The 23,138-nt window shown below is 51.4% G+C and carries 24 protein-coding genes; 22 read left to right on the forward strand and 2 right to left on the reverse strand.

Annotated features, from left to right (window positions below; translation table 11 throughout):
• Positions 1 to 15: 15 nt before the first annotated feature.
• Together purH and EFB02_RS06190 are read left to right on the forward strand one after the other, a co-directional pair.
• Positions 16 to 1,626 (forward strand): bifunctional phosphoribosylaminoimidazolecarboxamide formyltransferase/IMP cyclohydrolase, encoded by a 1,611-nt coding sequence (gene purH / locus EFB02_RS06185; RefSeq protein WP_122820730.1) that lies wholly within the window; start codon positions 16 to 18, stop codon positions 1,624 to 1,626.
• A gap of 185 nt (positions 1,627 to 1,811) precedes the next feature.
• The gene (locus tag EFB02_RS06190) at positions 1,812 to 3,941 is read left to right on the forward strand and encodes an alpha/beta fold hydrolase (RefSeq protein WP_122820731.1); all 2,130 of its coding nucleotides are present in this window, start codon (positions 1,812 to 1,814) and stop codon (positions 3,939 to 3,941) included.
• Positions 3,942 to 3,965: 24 nt separating this feature from the next.
• On the opposite strand, the gene EFB02_RS06195 is transcribed toward EFB02_RS06190, so the two are convergent.
• Together EFB02_RS06195 and EFB02_RS06200 are read right to left on the reverse strand one after the other, a co-directional pair.
• Positions 3,966 to 5,450 carry a L,D-transpeptidase gene (locus EFB02_RS06195; protein ID WP_160115387.1) on the reverse strand — a complete coding sequence of 495 codons (1,485 nt, stop codon included), beginning with the start codon at positions 5,448 to 5,450 and terminating at the stop codon, positions 3,966 to 3,968.
• 122 nt (positions 5,451 to 5,572) lie between these two features.
• Entirely contained in the window at positions 5,573 to 7,012 is a 1,440-nt protein-coding gene (locus EFB02_RS06200) for a L,D-transpeptidase (RefSeq protein WP_160115388.1), read from the reverse strand.
• Between the two features lie 361 nt (positions 7,013 to 7,373).
• Between EFB02_RS06200 and rpmE the strand changes: the two genes are divergently transcribed.
• From rpmE to EFB02_RS06300, 20 genes are all read left to right on the forward strand, one after another.
• Positions 7,374 to 7,592, forward strand: coding sequence for a 50S ribosomal protein L31 (gene rpmE / locus EFB02_RS06205; protein ID WP_024059374.1), 219 nt, complete (start codon positions 7,374 to 7,376; stop codon positions 7,590 to 7,592).
• A 176-nt stretch (positions 7,593 to 7,768) separates the two neighbouring features.
• On the forward strand, positions 7,769 to 8,878 hold the full coding sequence (gene prfA, locus EFB02_RS06210; protein WP_268811523.1) for a peptide chain release factor 1: 1,110 nt from the start codon (positions 7,769 to 7,771) through the stop codon (positions 8,876 to 8,878).
• Positions 8,826 to 9,752: a peptide chain release factor N(5)-glutamine methyltransferase gene (gene prmC, locus EFB02_RS06215; RefSeq protein WP_122820734.1), complete on the forward strand. Its 927-nt coding sequence runs from the start codon at positions 8,826 to 8,828 to the stop codon at positions 9,750 to 9,752. The genes prfA and prmC overlap by 53 nt, the downstream gene beginning before the upstream one ends.
• Positions 9,753 to 9,826: 74 nt before the next feature.
• Complete coding sequence (locus EFB02_RS06220) at positions 9,827 to 10,204, forward strand: hypothetical protein (RefSeq protein ID WP_122820735.1); 378 nt, start codon at positions 9,827 to 9,829, stop codon at positions 10,202 to 10,204.
• Positions 10,205 to 10,213: 9 nt separating this feature from the next.
• Positions 10,214 to 10,837, forward strand: coding sequence for an L-threonylcarbamoyladenylate synthase (locus EFB02_RS06225; protein ID WP_122820736.1), 624 nt, complete (start codon positions 10,214 to 10,216; stop codon positions 10,835 to 10,837).
• 9 nt (positions 10,838 to 10,846) lie between these two features.
• Positions 10,847 to 11,989 (forward strand): glycosyltransferase family 4 protein, encoded by a 1,143-nt coding sequence (locus tag EFB02_RS06230; protein WP_122820737.1) that lies wholly within the window; start codon positions 10,847 to 10,849, stop codon positions 11,987 to 11,989.
• Positions 11,989 to 12,501 carry a Cg1360 family ATP-synthase-associated protein gene (locus tag EFB02_RS06235; protein ID WP_122820738.1) on the forward strand — a complete coding sequence of 171 codons (513 nt, stop codon included), beginning with the start codon at positions 11,989 to 11,991 and terminating at the stop codon, positions 12,499 to 12,501. The genes EFB02_RS06230 and EFB02_RS06235 overlap by 1 nt, the downstream gene beginning before the upstream one ends.
• 176 nt (positions 12,502 to 12,677) lie before the next feature.
• Positions 12,678 to 13,475, forward strand: coding sequence for a F0F1 ATP synthase subunit A (gene atpB, locus EFB02_RS06240; protein ID WP_122820739.1), 798 nt, complete (start codon positions 12,678 to 12,680; stop codon positions 13,473 to 13,475).
• 54 nt (positions 13,476 to 13,529) lie between these two features.
• Positions 13,530 to 13,739 carry an ATP synthase F0 subunit C gene (gene atpE / locus EFB02_RS06245; protein ID WP_122820740.1) on the forward strand — a complete coding sequence of 70 codons (210 nt, stop codon included), beginning with the start codon at positions 13,530 to 13,532 and terminating at the stop codon, positions 13,737 to 13,739.
• A gap of 15 nt (positions 13,740 to 13,754) precedes the next feature.
• Complete coding sequence (locus tag EFB02_RS06250; RefSeq protein WP_122820741.1) at positions 13,755 to 14,309, forward strand: F0F1 ATP synthase subunit B; 555 nt, start codon at positions 13,755 to 13,757, stop codon at positions 14,307 to 14,309.
• Positions 14,309 to 15,139, forward strand: coding sequence for a F0F1 ATP synthase subunit delta (locus EFB02_RS06255; RefSeq protein WP_122820742.1), 831 nt, complete (start codon positions 14,309 to 14,311; stop codon positions 15,137 to 15,139). Before EFB02_RS06250 ends, EFB02_RS06255 begins: the two co-directional genes overlap by 1 nt.
• A 28-nt stretch (positions 15,140 to 15,167) precedes the next feature.
• Positions 15,168 to 16,823: a F0F1 ATP synthase subunit alpha gene (atpA, locus tag EFB02_RS06260; RefSeq protein WP_122820743.1), complete on the forward strand. Its 1,656-nt coding sequence runs from the start codon at positions 15,168 to 15,170 to the stop codon at positions 16,821 to 16,823.
• A 2-nt stretch (positions 16,824 to 16,825) separates the two neighbouring features.
• On the forward strand, positions 16,826 to 17,749 hold the full coding sequence (locus tag EFB02_RS06265; RefSeq protein ID WP_122820744.1) for a F0F1 ATP synthase subunit gamma: 924 nt from the start codon (positions 16,826 to 16,828) through the stop codon (positions 17,747 to 17,749).
• 26 nt (positions 17,750 to 17,775) lie between these two features.
• Complete coding sequence (gene atpD, locus EFB02_RS06270; protein ID WP_122820745.1) at positions 17,776 to 19,221, forward strand: F0F1 ATP synthase subunit beta; 1,446 nt, start codon at positions 17,776 to 17,778, stop codon at positions 19,219 to 19,221.
• On the forward strand, positions 19,221 to 19,478 hold the full coding sequence (locus EFB02_RS06275; RefSeq protein ID WP_122820746.1) for a F0F1 ATP synthase subunit epsilon: 258 nt from the start codon (positions 19,221 to 19,223) through the stop codon (positions 19,476 to 19,478). Before atpD ends, EFB02_RS06275 begins: the two co-directional genes overlap by 1 nt.
• Positions 19,479 to 19,515: 37 nt before the next feature.
• Positions 19,516 to 19,938: a DUF2550 family protein gene (locus EFB02_RS06280; protein ID WP_122820747.1), complete on the forward strand. Its 423-nt coding sequence runs from the start codon at positions 19,516 to 19,518 to the stop codon at positions 19,936 to 19,938.
• A 27-nt stretch (positions 19,939 to 19,965) separates the two neighbouring features.
• Positions 19,966 to 20,664, forward strand: coding sequence for an endonuclease NucS (gene nucS / locus EFB02_RS06285; protein ID WP_122820748.1), 699 nt, complete (start codon positions 19,966 to 19,968; stop codon positions 20,662 to 20,664).
• A gap of 40 nt (positions 20,665 to 20,704) precedes the next feature.
• The gene (locus EFB02_RS06290) at positions 20,705 to 21,925 is read left to right on the forward strand and encodes an N-acetylglucosamine-6-phosphate deacetylase (protein WP_122820749.1); all 1,221 of its coding nucleotides are present in this window, start codon (positions 20,705 to 20,707) and stop codon (positions 21,923 to 21,925) included.
• Positions 21,926 to 22,207 (forward strand): Rv1322 family protein, encoded by a 282-nt coding sequence (locus tag EFB02_RS06295; RefSeq protein WP_234992763.1) that lies wholly within the window; start codon positions 21,926 to 21,928, stop codon positions 22,205 to 22,207.
• Positions 22,208 to 22,305: 98 nt separating this feature from the next.
• Positions 22,306 to 23,085 carry an alpha/beta fold hydrolase gene (locus tag EFB02_RS06300; protein ID WP_147471047.1) on the forward strand — a complete coding sequence of 260 codons (780 nt, stop codon included), beginning with the start codon at positions 22,306 to 22,308 and terminating at the stop codon, positions 23,083 to 23,085.
• The last annotated feature ends 53 nt before the right edge of the window (positions 23,086 to 23,138 follow it).

Consider the following 23,138-nt stretch of genomic DNA (forward strand, 5'->3'; position numbering starts at 1 on the left):
AAAGGATCCCGCGTCATGAGCGAAATCAAACCCATTAAACGTGCCCTGGTTAGCGTCTACGATAAAACTGGCCTCGACAAACTGGCGAAGAACCTACAGGCAGCCGGGGTAGAGATTATTTCCACCGGTTCCACCGCCCAACAGATTGCCGCTGCCGGGGTAGCGGTAACTGAAGTTTCCCAGGTAACCGGGTTTCCCGAATGTCTCGATGGGAGGGTAAAAACCCTACATCCGCTGATTCACGCCGGGATTTTGGCGAACCGGGAGCTGCCGACCCACGTTGCCCAGCTAGAAGAACTAAAAGTAACCCCAATTGACCTAGTGGTCTGTAATCTATATCCCTTCGCAGATACCGTAGCCTCCGGTGCCGGGTTTGCGGATTGCATCGAAAAAATCGATATCGGAGGCCCTTCGATGATTCGGGCTGCCGCCAAGAATCACGCCGATGTGGCAGTGATTGTTGATCCCAGCTTCTACTCTGACTTAGCGGCTGCTTTGCAGCGCGGAGGTTTCACCGCGGCGGAACGCCGGGAACTGGCCGCGCAGGCTTTTAAACACACTGCAGTATATGATTCTCAGATTTCTTCCTGGTTTGTTCAGCAACTTCAAAGTGAGGATGAGGCTCCCCTTAACAGTGCCCTGCCCAATTTGGAACAGTGGAAACCGCAGCTGAAGGAATTGCATAGCTTGCGTTACGGGGAAAACCCCCATCAAGAGGCGGCGGTCTACCGTTTCACCGACGAAGAGGGCGGCCTTGCGCAGGCGGAACAGTTGGGCGGCAAACCCATGAGTTACAACAACTACACTGACGCCGATGCGGCTTGGCGGGCTGCCACCGACCATAGCGATCCCTGTGTGGCAGTAATTAAACATGCTAACCCTTGTGGGATTGCAGTTGCGGAGGATGTAGCGCAGGCGCACCTGCTGGCGCATGGCTGCGACCCACTGTCGGCATATGGCGGGGTGATTGCTTGCAACCGGCAGGTGACACTGAAGATGGCGCAACAGGTGAAACCAATTTTTACCGAAGTGATTATTGCTCCTGATTACGAAGAGGAAGCATTAGAGGTGTTGCAGACCAAGAAGAATCTGCGGATTTTGCGTATTGACGCGGATGCTCCGGTGGAATGGGAGTTCCGTCAAATCAGCGGGGGAGTATTGGCGCAAACTCGGGACCGCTTGCAGGCCGAGGGAGATAAGCCGGAAAACTGGACTTTGGCTGCGGGGCAGGCCGCAGATGAAGCCACCCTTGCGGATCTGGCATTTGCCTGGAGAACAGTGCGGGCAGTAAAGTCGAACGCTATTTTGCTGGCGAAGGATCAGGCAACTGTAGGTATCGGCATGGGGCAAGTGAATCGGGTAGATTCTTGCGCTTTGGCAGTTCAGCGTGCCAATACTCTAGGGCAGGCTCCGGAAGGCGAAATGGCTCCTGAGCGGGCACGAGGCTCGGTAGCCGCTTCCGATGCTTTCTTCCCCTTCGCCGATGGTCCCCAAACCCTAATTGATGCGGGTGTAAAAGCCATTGTGCAGCCAGGTGGTTCTATTCGTGATGAGGAAACTATCAAAGCCTGCCAGGAGGCAGGGGTAACTCTTTACCTGACCGGAACTCGCCATTTCTGGCACTAGGCAGTTTAATCGTGTCTGGCCGACAGAAATTCTCTCAATTTTAAAGTGGCCAGCTATTCGCCGGGATAAGTGAACAAACGTATATCCTGAGCGAGGAATCTGATACTGGTACTGATAACCTGGGGACGCCGGTCGGCGTCCCCAGGTTATTTTGATTTTCCAGGTGTGCAGTTAGGAGAGCGCAGATGATTATCGCAGCAACAGATGGTTCCTCTCTCGGCAATCCCGGTGCAGGCGGTTGGTGTTGGTATCTGTCACCTGAATGCTGGCGCGCCGGTGGTTTTACGCTGGGAACCAATAACCAGGCAGAGCTGATGGCTGTAGCTGACTTACTCGTCGAAACTGCCGAAATAGGCGATGATTTGTTGATTCAGGCGGACTCCCAGTACGTGATTAATATTTTGACGAAATGGCGCTTTGGGTGGAAGAAAAAAGGATGGAAAACTGGGGGAGGAAAGCCGGTAGCCAATCTGGAACTGGTTAAACACCTAGATCAGTTACTATCTGACCCCAACAGGAGGGGGAAAGTTAGTTTCGAATGGGTGAAAGGACATGCTGGTCATCCCCTCAATGAACAGGCAGATTCTCATGCGCAGGCGATTGCGCGGGAATACCAGTCGGGGACTCCCCGCAGGGAGGCTTTCGGGCCAGGCTGGAATTCCCCGAAAGAGGGAGCCAGTAAGCTGCCTTGCGACACCGCTGGGAATAACGCTGCCAGTTCCGCAAAAGACCAGCAGCCAGAAGCACGCCGTGAAACAAATGACCAGCAAAAACCGGCGGCACCCGCAGCACCGCTAGCGCGCCCTCTTTATCCGCATTTAGAACAAAATCCTAACCCAAAAGAATACCGTCAAGGACGTTACCTTATCCGTGAACACGTCCTCACCGTGCCCCTATATCATCCGGAAGTGTCACTAAAACTGTTCCCGGACTCGGCCAAAAATCCGGTCGTAACCCTGAGGCGAGAGGCAGATAACCAGGGAAGCGGGGTGCAGAGTGAACTATTTGCGGTGACTCCCAACGAACAACCTTCTGGAAAATCACAGAAAAATTCCAACATGTCTGCACCAGGCAACCAGTTCCTGCCTCCCTGGGTAGACGAGGAAATCAAGAAAACCAATATCCAAATCTATGCCCGCGAAATAGCCCTTGCTGATGATGAAAACCGCCCCTACCTAATCTTTTTCCAAGGTGGGCCCGGTTGTAAAGGCTCTCGCCCCGCCGATTGGTCTTCTCCCTGGTTCGGCGCCGCGCTGGAAAAATACCGCATAATTATGCTTGACCAGCGGGGAACCGGGCGCTCCACCCCACTAGATAACGTCACCATTCCTGCTTTGGGGTCCCGCGCCGGATCCTGGCTACGGCTAATGCGCGCCGACCAAATAGTAGGAGATGCGGAAGCGCTGCGCCGCGCTCTCGGAATAAAAAAGTGGACAGTGATGGGGCAAAGTTTCGGCGGATTTATTATTACCGCCTATCTCTCCCGTTTTCCGGAGGTTATCGAGAAAGCCTATATTACCGGTGGCCTGCCGGGACTTACCAAGGTAAACCGAATCTATGAGCAAACTTTTGCGGCCACTGCGCAGCGTTGCCAAGAGTTCTACTCCTTGCCTGGCATGGAAGATGCGGTTCGGCAGACCTGTGCGCACGTGCTAGAACACGATGAATACCTGCCTAATGGGGAAAAACTTACCCCTAATCGGATTCGGCAGGTAGGCCTGGAGCTGGGACGCACCCTTGGCCTGGATAACTTACGCTACCTGTTCGAAGCGCCGTTTGTGCAGACTGGAGGAAAGCGGCACCTCACCCAAGAATTTTTAGGGCAGGTAGGAGGACGAGTCAGCTTTTCCTTGGACCCCCTCTATGCCCTGCTACATGAAACCATTTACGGTAACGCGGTGCCGCAAACCGAAGTAGAACCGACTGCTTGGGCGGCAGATCGGATTCGGGAGAAAGCTCCCGGGTTTGCTCCAAACGCCAATCCCCTCGACTATGAGCAACCCTATTATCTAACCGGTGAACACTTTGGTAGCTGGGTATTTGCGCAAGATCCCGCGCTCCAGCCCCTAGCGGAACTAGCGGATGAATTAGCGGCAGAGACCGAGTGGCCGGTGCTTTATGACCCGCAGAAATTGGCAGAAAATCAGGTGCCGATATATGCGGTTGTTTACCGGGATGACATTTTTGTTCCCCGCGCTCTATCGCTAAATACCGGCCGGGTTATGGGAGCCAATATTTTAGAAAAACCAGACTGGCATCACGATGGGCTGCGCGTTAGTGGAAACCTGATTATTTCTTGGTTACTAGGGCACTAGACAAAGCTAAACGGTAATCAGCGATCAGCGGTGGCTAACTACCGGGGTGCCAATTGGTGCCCAGTTGTAAATCCACTCGGCATCGGCAGAGGGGGTGTTCACGCAACCGTGGGAAGTTTTGGTACCCGCAATAAAATCATCATGATTGAGCCAATATGCTCCATGAATCGCGTAACTACCGGTGAAATAAAGTACCGATTTAACATTGGGTACTTCGTATGGGGAGCCATCAGTATTACGTCCCCGCATAGTTTGTACGGGATGCTTTAGATACACCTTGTACTGCCCAGTTACCGTTGGGGTTTGGGGGCTTCCGGTAACTACCAGAATCGGTCCGCGCATCGGGGTTGCTCCTTCATAGGCAGTCATCAAGCGGGAACTCAAGTTAACGTCAATCCATTTTTCTCCGGGGGCTGCCCAATAGGCGAGATTTTCAGCTCCGTCTGCGATGACTTTATCTTCATTGCTGGCTTTATCGACTTTAGTCTCGAAGGTAGGAGAGCTGTCTTTCCCGGAACTAAAGTTAGTGGCGATTTCCTTTGTCACTTCCTCGGCGTTAGTAACCGTGACTCCATCCCTGGAGGCGGTTCGAGTTTTTAGGACCTTTCCAGAACTATTAACTAGACGCTGTCCGTTGACCTTTTCGACTTCCACCTCTTCTTTGCTCTTATTTACCCAGTCGGCAATGGTCTTCTCGTCTACCTTAGGTTTGGCACCATGGCTAACTGCCGGAATGCTGACAAAACCCACCTTGGCTTTTTGGTCAGCTATTATTTCCTTGTCCCCAGCTTTTACTGTAATTTTTGGGCGGGTGAATTTATTCGCTGCATCGGCCAACTTCTTCGCCATCTCAATATCGGTAAGTGGCTTAATAGTTCCCACGCTTAGGTTGATTTTTTGATTTTTTTGAGTCCCCATAACCTGGTTGGCTCCCGCAAGCAGTCCTTTGGTGTCGGCTCCGAATCCATCCTTGCCCAAAATCGCTTTAAAGCTAGTGCCTTGGTTATCGGGTTGCACACTGGGTTCAGTTACCCGTTTCGCGTTTTTAATACCTTTAGATAGCTCATGCGATAGCTTGTTGATAACCTGCACGTCAACATGGTATTTAATCGGAATTGTCCTGGTGGTGAACAAACTGCTCACATAATTGAAAGTGCTGCTGCGTGCGGTTGCGTGCCGTGCGGTTTCCTCCGCGTTTACCTGGTACCCGAGTTCTTTGGGAGTAAATGATTTTCCATGAACCCCATGTCCGGAAAAAGTAACTTGATATTTTGTTTCTGCAGTTTCGAGCTGTTTTTTGATTTGGCTAGCATTTAATCCAGAAACTTTAACTTCCCCCACTTTAGTGCCGGGTAGAGCTTTCTTCCCGACTGCGTAGTAGGAAACGTAAAGCGTAAAAGCAGCGATAAGGGTCACCAATACTGCCGATACAGTAACAATGGTTATTTTTGTTTTCTTAGACATTTTTATCGGGTTTCCAGGGTTGGGTAAATCAGAGATTATCTTCATCCTACCTGGATTTTTATCCTCAATCATCCTTAAAACTGGAAGTGGAACGCAAAATGCGCGTAGACCGGTTCTAGGGGTGAGTAGTCACGCAGAGCAGAGGTAAAAGCTAAGCTCGGGTGTGTTTAATGGTGAGTTACCACTACAGTTCCGATTGGTGCCCAGTTATAAATCCATTGAGCATCCACTGGAGGCGTATTTACGCACCCATGCGAGCCATGTCCTTCTTCGAAATATTGTCCAGAGGACCACCAGGGGGAGCCATGAATGGCATAGCTGCCGGTAAAATAAAGCACCGAAGGAACGCCGGGAGCTACATACTTGGATCCATCCGGGTTTAGGCCGCGCATGGTTTGTACTGGATATTTTAGATAAACCTCGTATTGGCCAGTGACTGTAGGAGTGTTCGGGTAACCAATAATCACTTTTATCGGTCCGCGAACTGGTTTTGCCCCCTCGTATGCGGTCATCTCGCGAGAACTCAGGTTAATATCAATCCATTTTTCGTCAGGGGAAGCCCAATAGACTAGTTTTTCGGCTCCATCGGCAACGGTTTTATCTTCGTTGTCGGCTTTATCAACAGCAGTTTTAAACGTCAGGTAACTGTCTTTGCCGGCGTCAAAGTTCTTAGTAATTTTTTTAATGAGTTCTTCGCCGTTGGTTACCTTGATTCCGTCCTTGGACTCAGTTTTGGTTTTTAGTACTTTCCCTTCGCTATTGACTAGGCGTTGTCCATTAACCTTTTTTACCTCAACAGCTTCTTTGTTCTTATTTACCCAATCAGCCACGGTCTTATCGTCGGCTGTCAGTTTGGCATGACGACTGACTACCGGAATATTCACGAAACTGACCTTTGCTTTTTGGTCAGCTACTATTTCTTTGTCTCCGGCTTTTAAAGTGACCTTGGGGTGGGTGAATTTTTGTGCTGAATCCGCTAACTTTTGCGCTAGCTTTATGTCCATTAGTGGTTTTACTACCCCAACGTTTAGAGTGGCCTTCTGGTTTTTTTGACTGGATAAAACCTTGTCTGCCCCTGCAATCAGCGCCTTAGTGTCTGCTCCGAACCCGTCCTTGCCGGGCACCGCTTGAAAACCAGTGCCCTGTTCATTGGGTTGCACGCTGGGCTCAGTTACCGCTTTGGCCTTGCTATCGGTTTCCGCTAGATCAAGCGAAAGTTTATTGGTAACTGTCGCCTCGATATCGTAAACAACCGGAATTTCTCGGGAAACAAATAGGCTGGTTACATAGTTAAGAGCGCTGCTGCGCGCGGTTGCTTGTCGGGCAGTTTCCGTGGAATTAACTCGGTACCCGATTTCTTTGGGGGTTAGTGTGGTTTCTTTGGTTCCCTGCCCGGAAAAAGTAACTTTATTATTAGTCTCTGCCGTGTCCAGCTGCTTTTTGATTTGGCTAGCTTTCAGCCCGGAGACTTTGACTTCCCCCACCATGGTGCCCGGTAAAGCTTTTTTCCCAACGGCATAGTAGGAAACATAGATTGCGAAGGCTGCCACCAGTGCTGTTAGGAGTGCGATTATTACGCCAACAGTTATTTTTGTTTTCTTAGACATCGATATCAGGCTTCCAACATGGGGTACTAAAAACGATATCTTCATCCTATCGACGTTTTTTATTTCGGCTATCCCCATTGCGGGTAAGTCTGCTCACAATCGCAGGTAAAAGCGGTTTAGGGTTGATTGACCAGCATCGATATTTCTTTCATTTCTTGTTTGTTATTAGATTGTTATCAGATTTAGTTTTTGTGTGGCGAGTGGAAAACAAAAGTGGGAAGCCGATGGAGGTAGTACCGGCCACATTTTCTCCAGGAAGTAGCGCGGCCACCGTCAGAGGTGACATAATCTAATCCGGTTCCGGTTCACCTTTTGCAACCTGTATTTGGACCCGGCGCCCTTAGAACCTCAAGGAGAAACCATGAAGCAGGGAATTCATCCCGAATACGTTCCTACCACGGTTACTTGTACCTGTGGGAATACTTTTGAGACCCGTTCGACCATTACTTCTGGCACCATGCGTGTAGATGTCTGCTCTGCATGCCACCCCTTCTACACCGGTAAGCAGAAGATTATGGATACCGGCGGACGGGTTGCTCGCTTCGAAGCTCGTTACGGCAAGCGCAAGCGCGAAAAGTAAGCTTTGTTTTAAGTGTGGTCGGCCAACGGGTCGGCCACACTTTTTAATTTTCAATGTGCCTCGGTCTCCGCGTGGAGAACAGATTACGGGAGCTGCGTGGCAGCAACCGGTTTTTTCCAGAGGGGTAGGCAACGTAGAGTAGAAGTCAGTTCGTGAAGAATTATTAAGGAGCTACTGTGGGATCGCCGATTGACGAGGAAGCCGTAAAGGCTCTCATCGCAGAAAAAACTGAACTTGAAATGAAAATGGGCGATCCGCAGATACAAAAGGATCAGCAGAAGGCTCGCAAGATTGGACGGCGTCACACTCAGTTGGCGCAGATAGCTAAAGCCTATGAGACCTGGAAGAGTGCCGAGGGAGATCTTGAGGCTGGTAAGGAACTGGCAAAAGAAGATCCCGATTTTGCTTCAGAGATTCCCCAGATGGAACAGGCTGAAAATCAAGCATTAGACAAACTGCGTAAAGTGTTGGCTCCCCGTGACCCCGATGATGCTCGCGACGTTATTATGGAGATTAAAGCGGGTGCGGGTGGGGATGAATCTGCCCTCTTTGCTGGAGATCTGCTGAGAATGTACGAGCGGTTTGCAGAAACCAAAGGATGGAGCCTCCAGGTACTGGATTCCACGGTGAATGATCTTGGGGGGATAAAGGACGCGCAAATCGCGATTAAAGCTAAAGGAAATGTGGCACCCGAGGACGGGGTTTGGGCAAACCTAAAATACGAAGGTGGCGTACATCGGGTTCAGCGGGTGCCGGTAACCGAATCACAAGGACGCATCCACACTTCCGCCGCCGGAGTATTAGTAATGCCGGAGGTAGAAGATACCGGGGAAATAGAGATAGATCCCAACGAGGTGCGGGTAGATGTATTTCGGTCTTCGGGACCGGGTGGCCAGTCGGTTAATACCACCGATTCTGCAGTCCGCCTAACCCATATTCCCACTGGAATCGTGGTCAGTATGCAAAACGAGAAGTCGCAGATCCAAAACCGGGAGGCAGCTTTTCGGGTATTACGGGCGCGTCTAAAAGCGGAAGAGGACGCCAAACGTGAGGCCGAGGCCGCCGAGCAACGCCACTCCCAGGTGCGCACGGTTGATCGTTCTGAACGGATTCGCACCTACAACTTCCCGGAAAACCGGATTGCTGACCACCGTACCGGGTATAAGGCCTATAACCTCGACCAAGTGCTTGATGGACAGTTGCAGCCAGTAATTGATTCGGCGATTAAACTCGATGAGGAACATCGTTTGGCGCAGCTTTCCGGGCAGGCAGCAGATAATAAATAAGAGCGGCGATTATTTCTTGATGAACGAGGCAGGTTTTTCTCGTCAGCAAGCATTTTCGTGGGCACGGGGGCGTTACGATGAAGCTGGGATCCAGCCGGCGCGGGAAATTATGGCTCTGTATTGCTCAGCCTGCGAAGCCGAAGAATTCTTATTTGCGCCTCAGGAGCTGTCAGCTAAGCAAACAGAGGTTTTCCGCGATTTAGTAAACCGGCGTTGTAATCACGAACCGCTTCAGCACCTGTTACAGGAAATGTATTTCGGCACGTTTCGTTTGATTTCCAACCCGGATGTTTTTATTGTGCGTCCAGAAACCGAGTATCTAGTAGAACTAGCGCTACGCAACAAGGAAGCAAGGAAAGCAGAGTTAGCTGCGGATTTGTGTGCTGGATCGGGCGCTATCGCCCTCACGCTTGCTCGTGAGTTGCCCTTAGCTCAGGTGTTTATGGTGGAGATCAGCGAAAAAGCTTTAGCAGTTGCGCGGAGAAATCTGGAACGCTATCCAGATTTGGCAAAGAGAATTAGTGCGAAGTGTGCAGATGTAGCGGATCCCGGGCTTTGGGCCGAGCGGGCAGGAGAGTTTAATCTGATAGTTAGCAACCCGCCCTATGTGCCGCCGGGAACTATTACCCAACCAGAAGCCCTAAAAGATCCGCCATTAGCGCTTTGGGGTGGGGGAGACGACGGCCTCAAGATTCCAAAAGAGACTGTTACCCAGGCTTTTCGTCTGTTGGAAAAGGATGGGATTTTCGCGATGGAGCATGACCCCACCCAAGGGGAATTGCTGTGTCAATTTGCTGTTGAAATAGGGTTTAGTTCAGTGAGGACGCAGCAGGATCTAAGTGGGAGGCCGCGCTATTTGCTGGCGCAAAAATAAAATAAGATTAGCGCTGACCTTAGACGATGATAATCTTAGGGTAAAGGAGCTGAAAACAGCAGAAAGGGGCGGTGATGGCGCAACGGTTTCGCACGGTAGTCGCCGTTGCCGCGGTATTTTTACTACCTGGTTTTTTGACCGCTACCGCTTTTGCTGATGACCCAACCCCCAAGGCTACTTTGCATTATGTAGAGGCTCCTCTTAATCGCCCTCCGGGAGGCAAGAAGATAGAGGTGGCTAAATCTTCTGAACCCACAGAAACTACGGTTAGTCCTGCCCCTCAGGGCGGTGAAGCTACAGCTGATTCACCGTCAGGTAGTACAGAGGAATCTGTTGAATTAGCGAAAACTGGGGGCCGGCGCGATATTTGGATGACAGGTTTTTCTCTGGTCTGCATTTGGGTAGGTGCCGCGGTAGTCACCTATGGGCGCGAGCGTAACCTAAAACGCTAATATCGAAGTATGTACACTCCTTTAAGTCAAGAAGATATCTCTTGCCTAAAAAATGAGATTTCTAATGGAAAATTACTGGTAGTACCCACAGATACTGTCTATGGGATTGCCGCCAACCCCTTTGTCCCCGCGGCGGTTGATAAGCTGCTGACTGCGAAAGGCCGAGGCCGAGATTTTCCCTCTCCCGTGTTGGTCAGTAGCATCGTGCAAGCTAGTTCTCTTGTCCGGGAGATTCCCCTGTTGGCTAGGCGCTTTATGGATAAATTTTGGCCGGGGGCGCTGACCATTGTGCTCGCGGCTCGTCAAGACCTGCCACTTGACCTGGGAGTAACTGGCGGAACCGTGGCTGTGCGTCAGCCGAATCAGGCCGATCTGCTGCAACTATTGGCTGCAACTGGGCCGCTGGCTGTAACCTCCGCCAATCTCCACGGGCTTCCGCCTGCGCAGTCGGCCGCAGAAGCGAAGAGCTATTTTGGGGATAAAGTCGCTGCATACCTGGACGCCGGCCCTAGTCAGATTGGTGAACCTTCCACCATTGTGAAAGTAGAGGGTGAAAATTATTCGCTGTTACGCATCGGAGCTATTGCCCCCGCGCAGCTATCGGCAGTAGCGGGCAAAGAGCCAAAAGATTAGGGAGGGAATGTGAAAGCCTATCTGTTACTAGGAGTTCTCGCCTGTGCGATTACCTTCTTAGTGACCCCGATAGTGCGGCGGATTTCCTTAGCGTTACACGTATTGACTCCGGTACGTGAACGGGATGTGCATACCATGCCCATCCCGCGCCTCGGGGGCATTGCCATGTTATTTGGTCTTTTAGGGGCGTTCTTGATTGCGAGACAAACACCTTATTTCTCGCGGTTTTATGGAGATCCTCAGGTATGGGCACTCGTCTTTGGATCCATCGGCATTACTGTGCTGGGAATGATAGACGATATTTTTGATTTGAACTGGTGGACAAAGCTATCTGGCCAGATACTAGTGGCTTGTGCGGTTGCCTGGCAGGGAATCCAAATAGTTTCTTTCCCGATTTTCGGAATGACTATTCCCTCAACAAAGATGTCGATTCTAGTAACCGTGATGATTATCGTGATTTCAACCAATGCGGTGAATTTTGTAGACGGTCTGGATGGTTTAGCTGCCGGAATCACCCTGATTGGGGCTGGTGCGTTCTTTATTTATTCTTACCTACTGATTCGCCTTACCAACGCCCAAAGTTATGCTTCCTTTGCCGCCATGATTGGAATCGTGATTGTAGGAGTGTGTCTAGGGTTCTTAACGTCCAACTTTTACCCCGCGAAGATTTTTATGGGTGATTGTGGCTCGATGCTACTGGGATTTACTACTTCCTGTATGTTCATTGTGGTAACCGGGCAGACGGATCCGGCGTCTTTAGGGAGATCTGCATTCCTGCCAGCTGCTATCCCGGTGTTGTTGCCCATAGCGGTAATGATTTTGCCGTTCCTTGACATGTTGATGGCAGTGATCCGGCGGGTTGCCCGCGGTCAAAGTCCTTTTAAAGCTGATCGCCAGCATCTACACCATCGTCTTCTGAAAATGGGACACTCCCATCGGCGAGCGGTTTTAGTGATGTATCTTTGGGCGTTTTTTATTTCCCTGCTGGCAGTGAGTTTCTTGAAGTTGAAACCGTTGGTAGAACTACTGTTGGCCGCCGGTGGTGGGGTCTTGTGTCTAATAGTTACCATAGCCTTCCTGCCAGGTTTACGTAGGGATTACTTCACCGGCAACGGATCTTACCCACGACATCTGCGGTATAAGGGGGATTGATGGCCGAGGGAGCACGAGTATCCAGATGGGAGCAAACTGATTTGGCAAGCAACGTCGATAAGGTAGGTCAAGAAGCTAACTTGAATGTCTCTAACTCCTCTTTTCGGGATCGCTATGGAGCAGGTGCTGCCATTCGTAAAGGTAATCGGGTAGTTGTCTTGATTTTAGGGATCCTAACAGTAGTGTCAATACCACTTGCCGGGGTAATCCGTTCCTGGCCAGGGGCGTTAGGTGCTGTTGCCGGGATGGTGATTATGTGGCTGGTAGCGGCGATAGGTATTGGCGCCAATTGCTTTGTGCTGCGCAATCCTCTGCGCACGACCGGAGTGGTATTTGCTGCTTATTTGATGAAACTGGTCATAGTTATTTTGGCGGTAGCGGTTTTGCGGCCTCTCCCGCAGATTGATAACACGGTGATCTTCCTGGTGTTGATAGCTGGAATTTTGCTAACCACCATCGGCGAAACACACGAGGTTTCAAAAACCAATAAATTGATTATTGAGAAACTTTAGAAATGGTAAATGTGTGGCCTCGGAAGCATTATTTCCAGGGACGCACGTCCTATGTTAAGTTAATCTACGGATATTATGAAGCGGGCTCCGGAAGCGTTATAAAAGCGTTACAATGGAAGCCGATCACAGTTTTCGGCCAGCTTCGGCAGGAATGAAGGGAACGGACAGTGTCACCGATGCTTAGTGGGCTCAACAACCTGTTACCGCAAGGCGGTTTCGAGGCACCTACTATTGATGAATTTTTCCCACCGATTATCGCGTTTGCTGGTACCCCCTTCGAAATGAACCGCATAACTTTGGTGCGGATTGTGCTGCTGCTAGCTTTTTTGGTTTGTGCGATGCTTTATACTCGTCGGGCAAAAATGGTTCCTGGCGCAGCGCAATCCACCATGGAATATCTTCTGGATTTTTGTCGCGTCAATATTTCTGAGCAGGTGATGGGCAAGGAATACGCCCGGCAATACAACGGTTTTGTTACCGCGATTTTCTTTACCGTTTTATTTATGAATATCGGCGGTATTATCCCGGGGCTAAATATTGCCGGTAGTGCGGTTGCGGGCATCCCGCTACTGCTAGCGGTGTTTGTCTGGTTTCTGTTTATTATCGCTGGAATCCGAGCCCAGGGCTTTGGTGGCTACTTTAAGTCTTCCCTTTTTATCCCGAATGTTCCCAAGGTGCTCTATATTCTGCTGACGCCAATCGAGTTCTTCTCAACCTTCCTGGTGCGTCCCTTTACTTTGTTCGTCCGGCTTCTTGCCAATATGATTGCCGGACACATGCTATTAGCGCTGACCATGTTGGCCTCGAATTATTTCTTGCTGACCGCAGCTGGAGGCCTAAAAATAGTATCCGCAGTTACTTTCATCGCCGCAATCGCGGTAACCCTGTTTGAAATTTTCGTTGCATTCCTACAGGCCTACGTATTTGCTGTCCTGACGGCGGTATACGTAGAACAATCGGTGCACAGCCACTAAAGACTTCCGCCTTCGGCGGGAAAACCCACAAATTAAGAGAAGAAAGAGAAAAAAATGAATTTAGCTGTTCTCGCTACTATCGGATACGGCTTGGCTTGCCTGGGACCTGGTATCGGTCTGGGTATCTTGATTGGTAAGACCCAGGAATCTCTTGCTCGCCAGCCTGAACTTGGCGGCCGTCTAACCACCAATATGTTCATCGGTATCGCGTTCGTAGAGGCGCTAGCGCTCATCGGTTTGGTTGCCGGCTTCCTGTTCAAGTAATAAAAAGGAACCTTAATGTTAAACATGATTCAGCAGGCCGGGGCAGGTGAACACCATATTTTGCTGCCTGCGATCCCAGAGCTAGTCCAGTCTGCGATTATTCTGGCGATCTTCTTCATTGTGATGTTGAAGTTTGTTTATCCAAAGTACAAAGAAGTTACCGACAAACGTGCTACCACCATTAGGGAAGGTTTGGAAAGGGCTGAGCAATCAAAGCAAGCAATCGCTGATGCTAACGCCCAATCCGAATTGGCGTTGCGGAAAGCTCACGAAGAAGCAGCCCAGATTCGCGCCGAGGCACAAGAAAGTGCGAAACGGATTGTGGCTGAAGCAAAGACTCAGGCCACCGAAGAGGCTGAACGTATCAGCGTTAACGCGCAGCGGCAACTAGAGGCTAATCGGCAAGCAGCAGAGATTTCTCTCAAGACTGAAGTCGGGATGTTGGCTGCAGATCTGGCAGAAAACATCGTCGGTGAACAATTAACCGATCGGGAACTATCTGCAAGAGTAATTGATCGTTTTCTGGATCAGCTGGAAACCTCCGGTGAAAAGGAAAGTGTTAAGAAATAATGCGCGCATCCAGTAGGCAAGCCCTAGAAAAGGGCAAGGGGGTTATAGCCGGGCAATCGGGTATAGCAGCTGAGACTTGTTACGACTGGGCAGATAGTCTCTTCGTCCTCTCTGATCTGGTACAGGGCTCATCTAGGATTGCTTTGGCGCTTACCGATCCGGCTCGTAGCCATCAAGATCGGTCCGGGTTGCTATTCGCATTGGCTACCGAACTGTCAGATATTGCTAAGCAAGCAGTTTCGGCAGCGCTGGCGGATGTCCCTACCTCCCAGGAATTACCTACCGTGATTGAAAGACTGGGCGAATATGCGGTGCGCTGTGGTGCTCTGGCAGATAACAAAGCCATCAAGATCTCAGACGAGCTGTTCTCGTTGGAACAGTTCGTACGCGCGAATCATCAGGTGCGTTCGGCGCTTTCGGATCGCAATCGCGATCCCAAATATCGGGTGCGGCTGTTAAAAGAACTTGTCGGCTCACAGCTATCCCGTCCGGCAGCTACCTTGGCTGCGCGAGCAGTTAGATCCATTAACCGTGACACCAAAATAGAGGGCTCGGTTTCCCTGACGGGAACGCTACGTCACATGCGTCGTGACCTGGCCTCTGCGGGAGATTTCTTGGTAGCTACGGTGCAGGTGGCAATGCCCTTGGAACCGGAACAAGCTGAGCGTCTGCGGGATATTTTGTCTCGTCGCTGTCAAAAAAACATTCACCTGCAGGTGAGCGTAGATCCTTTAGTGGTCGGGGGGATGAAAGTTCGGGTTGGTTCCCAGATTTTCGATGGCTCCGTGGCCACCATTATTCAAGAAACTAAGCAAAAACTGGCCGGGTAGTACCGGAACGATAGGAAAAGGCAATTTCATGGCTGAACTTCAAATCCAACCGGAGAAGATTCGTGACGCCCTCGCGGACTTTGTAAGCTCCTACGAGCCCACGCGCTCTACCGAGGACGAAATTGGGCACGTAGTAATGGCGGCTGACGGTATCGCTCGGATCGAGGGCTTGCCGGGGGCGATGGCGAACGAACTTCTCAAGTTCGCTGATGGTACCACCGGATTGGCAATGAACCTAGAAGATCGCATTATTGGCGCAATCGTTCTGGGAGACTTCTCAGGTATTGAAGAAGGCCAGCCCGTGCGGCGTACCGGAGAGGTGTTATCCGTTCCTGTGGGTGACGGATACCTAGGGCGAGTAGTCGATCCCATGGGGCAGCCTCTGGACGGTCTGGGTGAGATTCAAAATATCGAGGGACGTCGTATCCTGGAGTTGCAGGCTCCCGGGGTAATGATGCGTAAATCTGTGCATGAGCCACTCCAAACCGGCCTGAAAGCTATCGACTCTATGATTCCGATTGGGCGCGGCCAACGACAGTTAATTATTGGTGATCGCCAGACCGGCAAGACTGCGATTGCGATTGATACTGTTCTTAACCAGCGCAAGAACTGGGAAAGCGGTGACCCCAACAAGCAGGTACGCTGTATTTATGTGGCTGTGGGGCAAAAGGGATCGACCATTGCCAGTGTGCGCGGACAGTTAGAGGCCGCGGGAGCCATGGAATACACCACTATCGTGGCGGCTCCTGCTTCTGATTCTGCCGGGTTTAAGTACCTGGCTCCCTATACCGGCTCGGCTATTGGTCAACACTGGATGTACCAGGGCAAACACGTCCTAATTATTTTTGACGATCTTTCCAAACAGGCCGAGGCTTACCGCAGCGTTTCCCTGATGCTGCGTCGCCCGCCGGGGCGCGAAGCCTACCCGGGCGATGTGTTCTACTTGCACTCTCGGCTGCTAGAGCGCTGCGCGAAGCTATCGGATGAGCTGGGTGGAGGCTCGATGACTGGCTTGCCTTTGATTGAAACTAAAGACAATGATGTGTCGGCCTACATCCCCACCAACGTAATTTCGATTACCGATGGGCAGATTTTCTTACAGTCGGATCTATTTAACGCCAACCAGCGTCCGGCGGTGGACGTAGGTATTTCCGTTTCGCGTGTAGGCGGGGATGCGCAGGTTAAAGCAATGAAGAAAGTTTCCGGTACCTTAAAGATTACTTTGGCGCAGTACCGGGATATGCAAGCTTTCGCCATGTTTGCTTCCGACTTGGATGCCACCACTAAACGCCAGCTAACTCGAGGGGAACGTCTGATGGAGCTGTTGCGTCAGCCGCAGGCCACCCCCTACGAGGTAGAAGATCAGGTTTGCTCTATCTGGGCTGGCAATAGTGGCTACATGGACGATATAGAGGTGAGTGATGTTCACCGCTTTGAATCAGAAATGCTTGCCTATTTGCACGCCAACTCAGATATTCCCAGCAAGATTAAAGAAACTGGACAGTTTGATTCCGATATGGAGCAAGCCTTGAAAGAGGCTGTGGAAAAGTTCCGAGCGGGATTTGTTTCTTCGCAGGGAGTATTGGAATCGGAAGTTCAGATTCCCGAAGAGGTTTCCGAAGCTGAGCGTGACAGCGAACAACTGGTGGTAGATCGCCACAATAAGAAAGACAAAAAGGATTAACCTTGAGCGGAAAGCAGCGGATATATAAGCAGAAGATTAAGGCCACGCAGACGCTGGCCAAAGTCTTTCATGCTATGGAGCTGATTGCGGCCTCACGTATCGGGAAGGCCCGTGCAGCTGCCACTCAGTCCACGCCCTTCGATTCGGCGCTTACTCAGGCTTTGGCAGCTTTGGCACTGCACTCTTCCTTTGATCATCCGGTTACCCGTAGACGAACCGATACTGACCGGGTAGCGGTCATGTGCGTGACTTCAGATCGCGGCTTAGCGGGAGCCTATTCAGCTTCTATTTTACGGGAAACCGAAAAACTGATTGAAGAGCTACAGGCGCAGGGAAAAGAGCCAGTGCTGTATAGCTATGGGCGTAAAGCAGAAAGTTATTTCCGCTTCCGAGGTGTTCCGGTTAAGCAGTCATGGACGGGTAATTCAGATTCCCCGACGATTGAGCAGTCTTACGAAATTGCGGACGTCCTTACCGAAACTTTTTTGGCGGACGTGATTCACGAGGGCGTGGCACAGGTATACCTGGTGTTTACCCGGTACGTGAATATGGTTAAACAGGTTCCGGTAGTGCGTAAGATGCTACCTCTAGAGGTTGTCTCGCAAGAAGAAGCAGAAGAGATGGACATTAATCTGGATCCTCCCCAGGGCAAGGTGCCTCCTCTGTATGATTTTGAGCCCAGTCCCGAGGCAGTCCTGGATCAGATCCTACCCATGTATGTGCGCTCGCGGATCAGGTCAGCGTTGCTGCAGGCAGCAGCCAGTGAGCTGGCCAGTCGGCAAACCGCGATGCATACCGCAAACGATAACGCCAAAAATATGATTGAGCGTTACACCCGCCTGGCGAATAACGCGCGGCAGGCAGAAATTACTACTGAAATAACTGAGATCGTCGGCGGGGCAGAAGCCTTGGCCGCCGGTCGCTAGAGGAAACAAGGAATAAGGAGACTCTAATGAGTGATACCGAACGGACTACGGGCGTGGGACGGGTTTCCCAGGTGATCGGCTCGATTGTGGACGTGGAGTTCCCGCCCGATCATCTGCCTGAAATGTATAACGCGCTGGAGGCAATGATCCAGATTGAGGGAGAGGAAGCCCCTCATAAGCTTACTTTGGAGGTGGCGCAGTTCCTGGGGGACGATGTGGTTCGTTGCCTCGCACTTAAGCCCACCGATGGTTTAGTGCGTGGTCAAGAGGTTACCGATACCGGCGCTCCTATTTCGGTTCCGGTAGGCGATGTAACCAAGGGACACGTATTTAATGTAACTGGCGATTGCCTAAACTTAGAAGAGGGCGAAACCCTCGAAATTAAAGAACGTTGGCCGATTCACCGCGATCCGCCCTCTTTCGACCAATTGGAATCTAAGACCCAAATGTTTGAGACGGGGATTAAAGTTATCGACTTGCTAACTCCCTATGTGTTGGGTGGCAAGATCGGTCTTTTCGGAGGCGCGGGCGTAGGCAAAACCGTGTTGATCCAGGAAATGATTCAGCGCGTAGCCCAAGACCATGGTGGCGTTTCAGTATTCGCCGGTGTTGGTGAGCGTACCCGTGAAGGTAATGATTTGATCCATGAAATGGCAGAAGCGGGAGTATTTGATAAGACCGCACTGGTATTCGGGCAGATGGATGAGCCTCCGGGGACGCGGTTGCGTATTCCACTAACCGGTTTGACCATGGCAGAATACTTCCGGGATGTGCAAAACCAGGACGTATTGCTGTTCATCGACAATATTTTCCGTTTCACACAGGCGGGATCAGAGGTTTCTACTCTGCTTGGGCATATGCCTTCGGCAGTGGGTTACCAGCCGAACTTGGCCGACGAGATGGGGCTGCTCCAAGAACGGATTACTTCGGTAGCAGGACATTCTATTACTTCGCTGCAAGCTATTTACGTGCCTGCTGACGACTACACTGACCCCGCTCCGGCTACCACTTTCGCGCACTTGGATGCCACTACCGAGCTTTCGCGTGATATTGCTTCGCGTGGTCTGTATCCGGCGGTTGATCCCTTGGCTTCAACTTCACGGATTTTGGATCCCAACTATGTGGGTGAAGAGCACTATCAAGTAGCCACCCAGGTGAAGACAATTCTGCAAAAGAATAAAGAACTGCAAGATATTATTGCGATTCTAGGTATGGATGAGCTCTCCGAAGAGGACAAACTAACTGTGAACCGGGCGCGCCGGATTCAGCAGTTCCTATCCCAGAACACCTATATGGCGGAAAAGTTTACCGGGGTAGAAGGCTCTACGGTTCCGCTTTCAGAAACCATCGAAGCTTTTAAGCGTATCTGCGAAGGCCAATACGACCATATTCCGGAGCAGGCATTCTTCAATATCGGTGGCATAGAAGATCTGGAACGCAATTGGGCGCAGCTACAGAAAGAAGTAGCGTAATGAGTTCGCTTTCGGTTAGATTAGTTACCCGCTCTGGGGAGCTTTTTAGTGGGCAGGCGGGATTCGTCTCCCTGCCCACTACCGAAGGTTCTATGGGGATTTTACCCGGCCATCTTCCGCTTTTGGCAACTATTACCGCTGGTACAGTAAAGGTTGGCGCAAAGGAAAATGATCCGGGTGCTAAGGAGTTTGAGGTGGTTCCTGGATTCGTCTCTGTTGACGAGGATCGGGTAACCATCGTAGTTGATGGGCTTTAAGCCGAAAATAATCGTCTATAAGGGTTATAGTTAGGCCATGACGGCGCTAAAATTTTTCCTGCTAATCATCTTAGTGATTGCAGCTCTGGTGGCTCTAGTCGCCGCCTATTTTCTGTGGCGAATGAATCGTCTTTATCGCCAGGGGGCTTTCCTATGCTCTTACCGCCCGGATGTCACCTCAGGTTGGACCGAGGGTTGTGCAGTCTATGAGGCCGAGTCTTTAAACTGGTACAAGGCGGCGGGTCTTTCGTTTCATCCCAATAAGACCTGGCCGCGTCGGCAGGTAGAGTTAGGTAAGGTTCACAACTATCTTTCTAAAAAAGGGATGCGTAACGTAGCGGTACCGGTTAGTGTGGGCTCCCATCGTTTTTGGTTGTTTCTTTCCGAGGACGATCATGCTGGTTTAGTATCTTGGGCGGAGGCGGCGCCTCCGCGGGAAATCCCCCAATCCTGGGATTAAAATCTTTTTGCTTTAGAATAGATTCTCATGCGTGTTCTCTTCGCTAATTGTTCTGTTGAATACAGCGGTCGTCTAACCTCTTTTTTGCCGATGGTGCCGCGAATGATTATGGTCAAAGCGGATTCTTCGGTGCTTATCCACTGCGATGGTGGCTCCTATAAACCCCTAAACTGGATGGCCGGTCCGGCTACTATCGAGGAAATCGAGGTGAGTTCGGAGGACACGGCAGCTGGGGTGGAGCAGATTTGGCTAGTGGAATCGGCAAAAACTGGGGACCAGTTAAAGCTGCGAATCGGGGAGGTTTTCTCGGAAACTAGTTGCGAGTTGGGGGTAGATCCCGGGTTGCAAAAAGATGGGGTTGAAGCGCATTTGCAAGAGTTGCTAGCGGCGCAAGTACCCGAAATTCTCGGGTCTGGATGGGAACTAATTCGGCGCGAATACCCTACCCCGGTAGGTCCGGTAGATTTATTGGTTTTTGACCCCGATCTCAATCATGTGGCCATTGAAGTGAAGCGGCGCGGAGAAATCGATGGGGTGGAACAATTAACTCGCTATTTAGATTTACTTTCCCGTGATCCGCTCATGCCGGAAGTGCGGGGAATATTTGCGGCTCAAGTGATTAAACCCCAGGCCAGAACGCTAGCCGAGGATAGAGGAATTCGTTGTCTAACCTTGGATTACGATACGATGCGAGGGGTGGATGACGCGGAATCGCGTCTATTTTAAGCAATGAAAATTAAACTGAGCGGGCAGGAGCATTGCAGCTATGAGTGAAGTTTATGCACTACGCGGGCGAGTAGTTACCGCGAATCGCATCATTACTGATGGGGCAGTAGTGGTTTCCGGAGATGCCATTGCCTGGGTGGGGGAAGCAACTGCCGCCAAAGAGGTCGGTTTTGGTGATGAAATTTTAGCTGCGGAATCTCCCAGTGATGATCGCTACGTGCTTCCCGGTCTAATCGACGTGCACTGTCATGGCGGTGGGGGAGTCTCCTTTCCGGACATTCAAACTAAAGAACAAGCGCTGGCTGCAGTGTCTGAGCATCTGCGTTGGGGAACCACTTCACTGGTGGCCTCACTGGTCACGCAGTCTCCGATGGTGCTACGAGAAAAAGCTGAGATGCTGGCGGAACTGTGCGAGTCCGGAAAACTCGCTGGTATCCATTTTGAAGGACCTTTCATAGCTCAAGGTCATTGTGGCGCGCAAGATCCCGCACATATTCAAGCTCCCAACGCGCCCCTAGCCAGAGAATTGTTGATTGTCTCGCGGGGCTACGCCGTATCGATGACCTTTGCCCCCGAAAAACCCTATGCGATGGGCCCATCCGGGGTGGCGGAAACTTTGATTGCCGGTGGGGCAGTGCCTTCTTTTGGACATACTGATACCAGCTCCCAAAAGATGCGAGATGCACTAGTAGAAGTGCGGCAGACCTTGCAACATTCCGCGCGTGCCCGCTGCCCGCATGCTACTGTTACCCATTTGTTTAACGGAATGGCTCCCCTGCATCATCGTGATCCCGGTCCGATTCCCGAGATTTTAGCGGATGCTGCTGGGGGTGGGGTGATTGTAGAACTTATAGCTGATGGAGTACATGTCGCCCCCTCGCTGGTTCGTAACGTGTACGAACTTATAGGGCGGGAACAAATGGTGTTTGTTACCGACGCGATGGCGGCGACTGGTTTGGGAGATGGTGATTACGTCCTTGGTGGGCAAGCTGTAACCGTTAAAGAGGGCGTAGCTACCTTGAATCAACCTGGTGGGGGATTCGCCGGAGGGACTTCTCATCTGATTAACCAGGTTAAGATCGCGCATCAAGCGGGGATTCCCCTGGTAGACGCGGTGTATTGCGCCTCAATGCAGGGGGCGAAAATCTTGGGTAACTCCCAGTTGGGAGAGGTAGCCCCCGGAAAGTCTGCGGATTTACTGGTTACCGATGCCGATTTGAATCCCATGCGGGTCTATAAGCGGGGAGCCTTAGCGTTTTAAGTGGCCAGACGATCTCGTAAGCGTCCCTGGGGTGAGTATCGCCCTTTGCGGATGGATTCTCTAGCTTCTATGCCCCGGGCAGTTTCCCGAGCGGATGGAGACTATCAGGTGCAGTATCTTTCGCAGGCGCGTAAGGTCTATCGTTGCCCCGGATGTAGTCAAGAAATCCAGATTGGGCAGGCACATGTGGTGGCTTGGCGGACTGATTCTCTTTTTGGTCAGCGTTCCGCTCTAGATGAGCGCCGCCACTGGCATCGTTCCTGTTGGGAACGGGGTTTATAGCTGCGCTTAGCGATGCGCAAATTTCCTGTCTCCGGAAAACCCCAACTCTCGCGCCGATTCCTCTTAAGCTGAGCGGTCAGCTGTGCAAAGATGGAATTATGAACGTGGCGATTTTTACGCGCGATGCGCAAAGAATAGGCAGTACTCCCGCAGTAGTTTTACTAGCTGCTTTCCCTTATGATCATCGAATGTGGGAGGGGGTGGCACGCCGCTTCGAGGGGGTGCCAGTGATTGCCGTTGATCCCCCAGGGTTTGGTCATTCTCCAATTCCGACTGACCCGCCGTCTTTGGAAATCTATGCCGACTATGTTGCCCAGGCGGTACGTGCGGAAGGTGCGGAAAAAGTACTGGTTTGCGGAAACTCTATGGGGGGACATACCGCCCAGGCAATGATAGAGCGTCATCCGCGTTTAGTTGGCGGAGTAGTGCTGGTTGGTACCAAGGCTGATATTGACACTCCTAAGGCACGGGCAGCTCGTACCGAGATGGCGGTAGGAGCGCTGGTGGGCAGGGCACAAGAACAGCTGATAAAGGGTATCCCTACAATGCTGGCTAAAGAAACGATTACTGATTTCCCCAAGATTCCCCAGCTGATGGAAAAGTGGATTAACGAGGCTCCCGGCGAAGCAATTTCCTGGGCGCAGCGGGCGTTAGCGGCACGTCCAGGGCGTTTAGAAACTCTGGGGCGAGCGCAGATTCCGGCAATGGTGGTACGCGGGGAACAAGATCAAAGTTCCACCTCTGCCCAAGCCGAGGCGATGGCCAAGGCGCTGGGCACTCGGGTAGTCTCCGTGCCGCGCGCCGGGCATTTGGTTCCCCTAGAGGCGCCCTCTGCGGTGGCGCGGGCAGTTATGAGCGTCTATCGCAGGATGTCTTGACTTTTTCGAATTTGATTTGTGGGTAGGGCGTAGAAGGTTTGCGTCCTCTTAGA

The sequence above is a fragment of the Varibaculum vaginae genome (genome assembly GCF_900604285.1).
Taxonomy (GTDB): domain Bacteria; phylum Actinomycetota; class Actinomycetes; order Actinomycetales; family Actinomycetaceae; genus Varibaculum; species Varibaculum vaginae.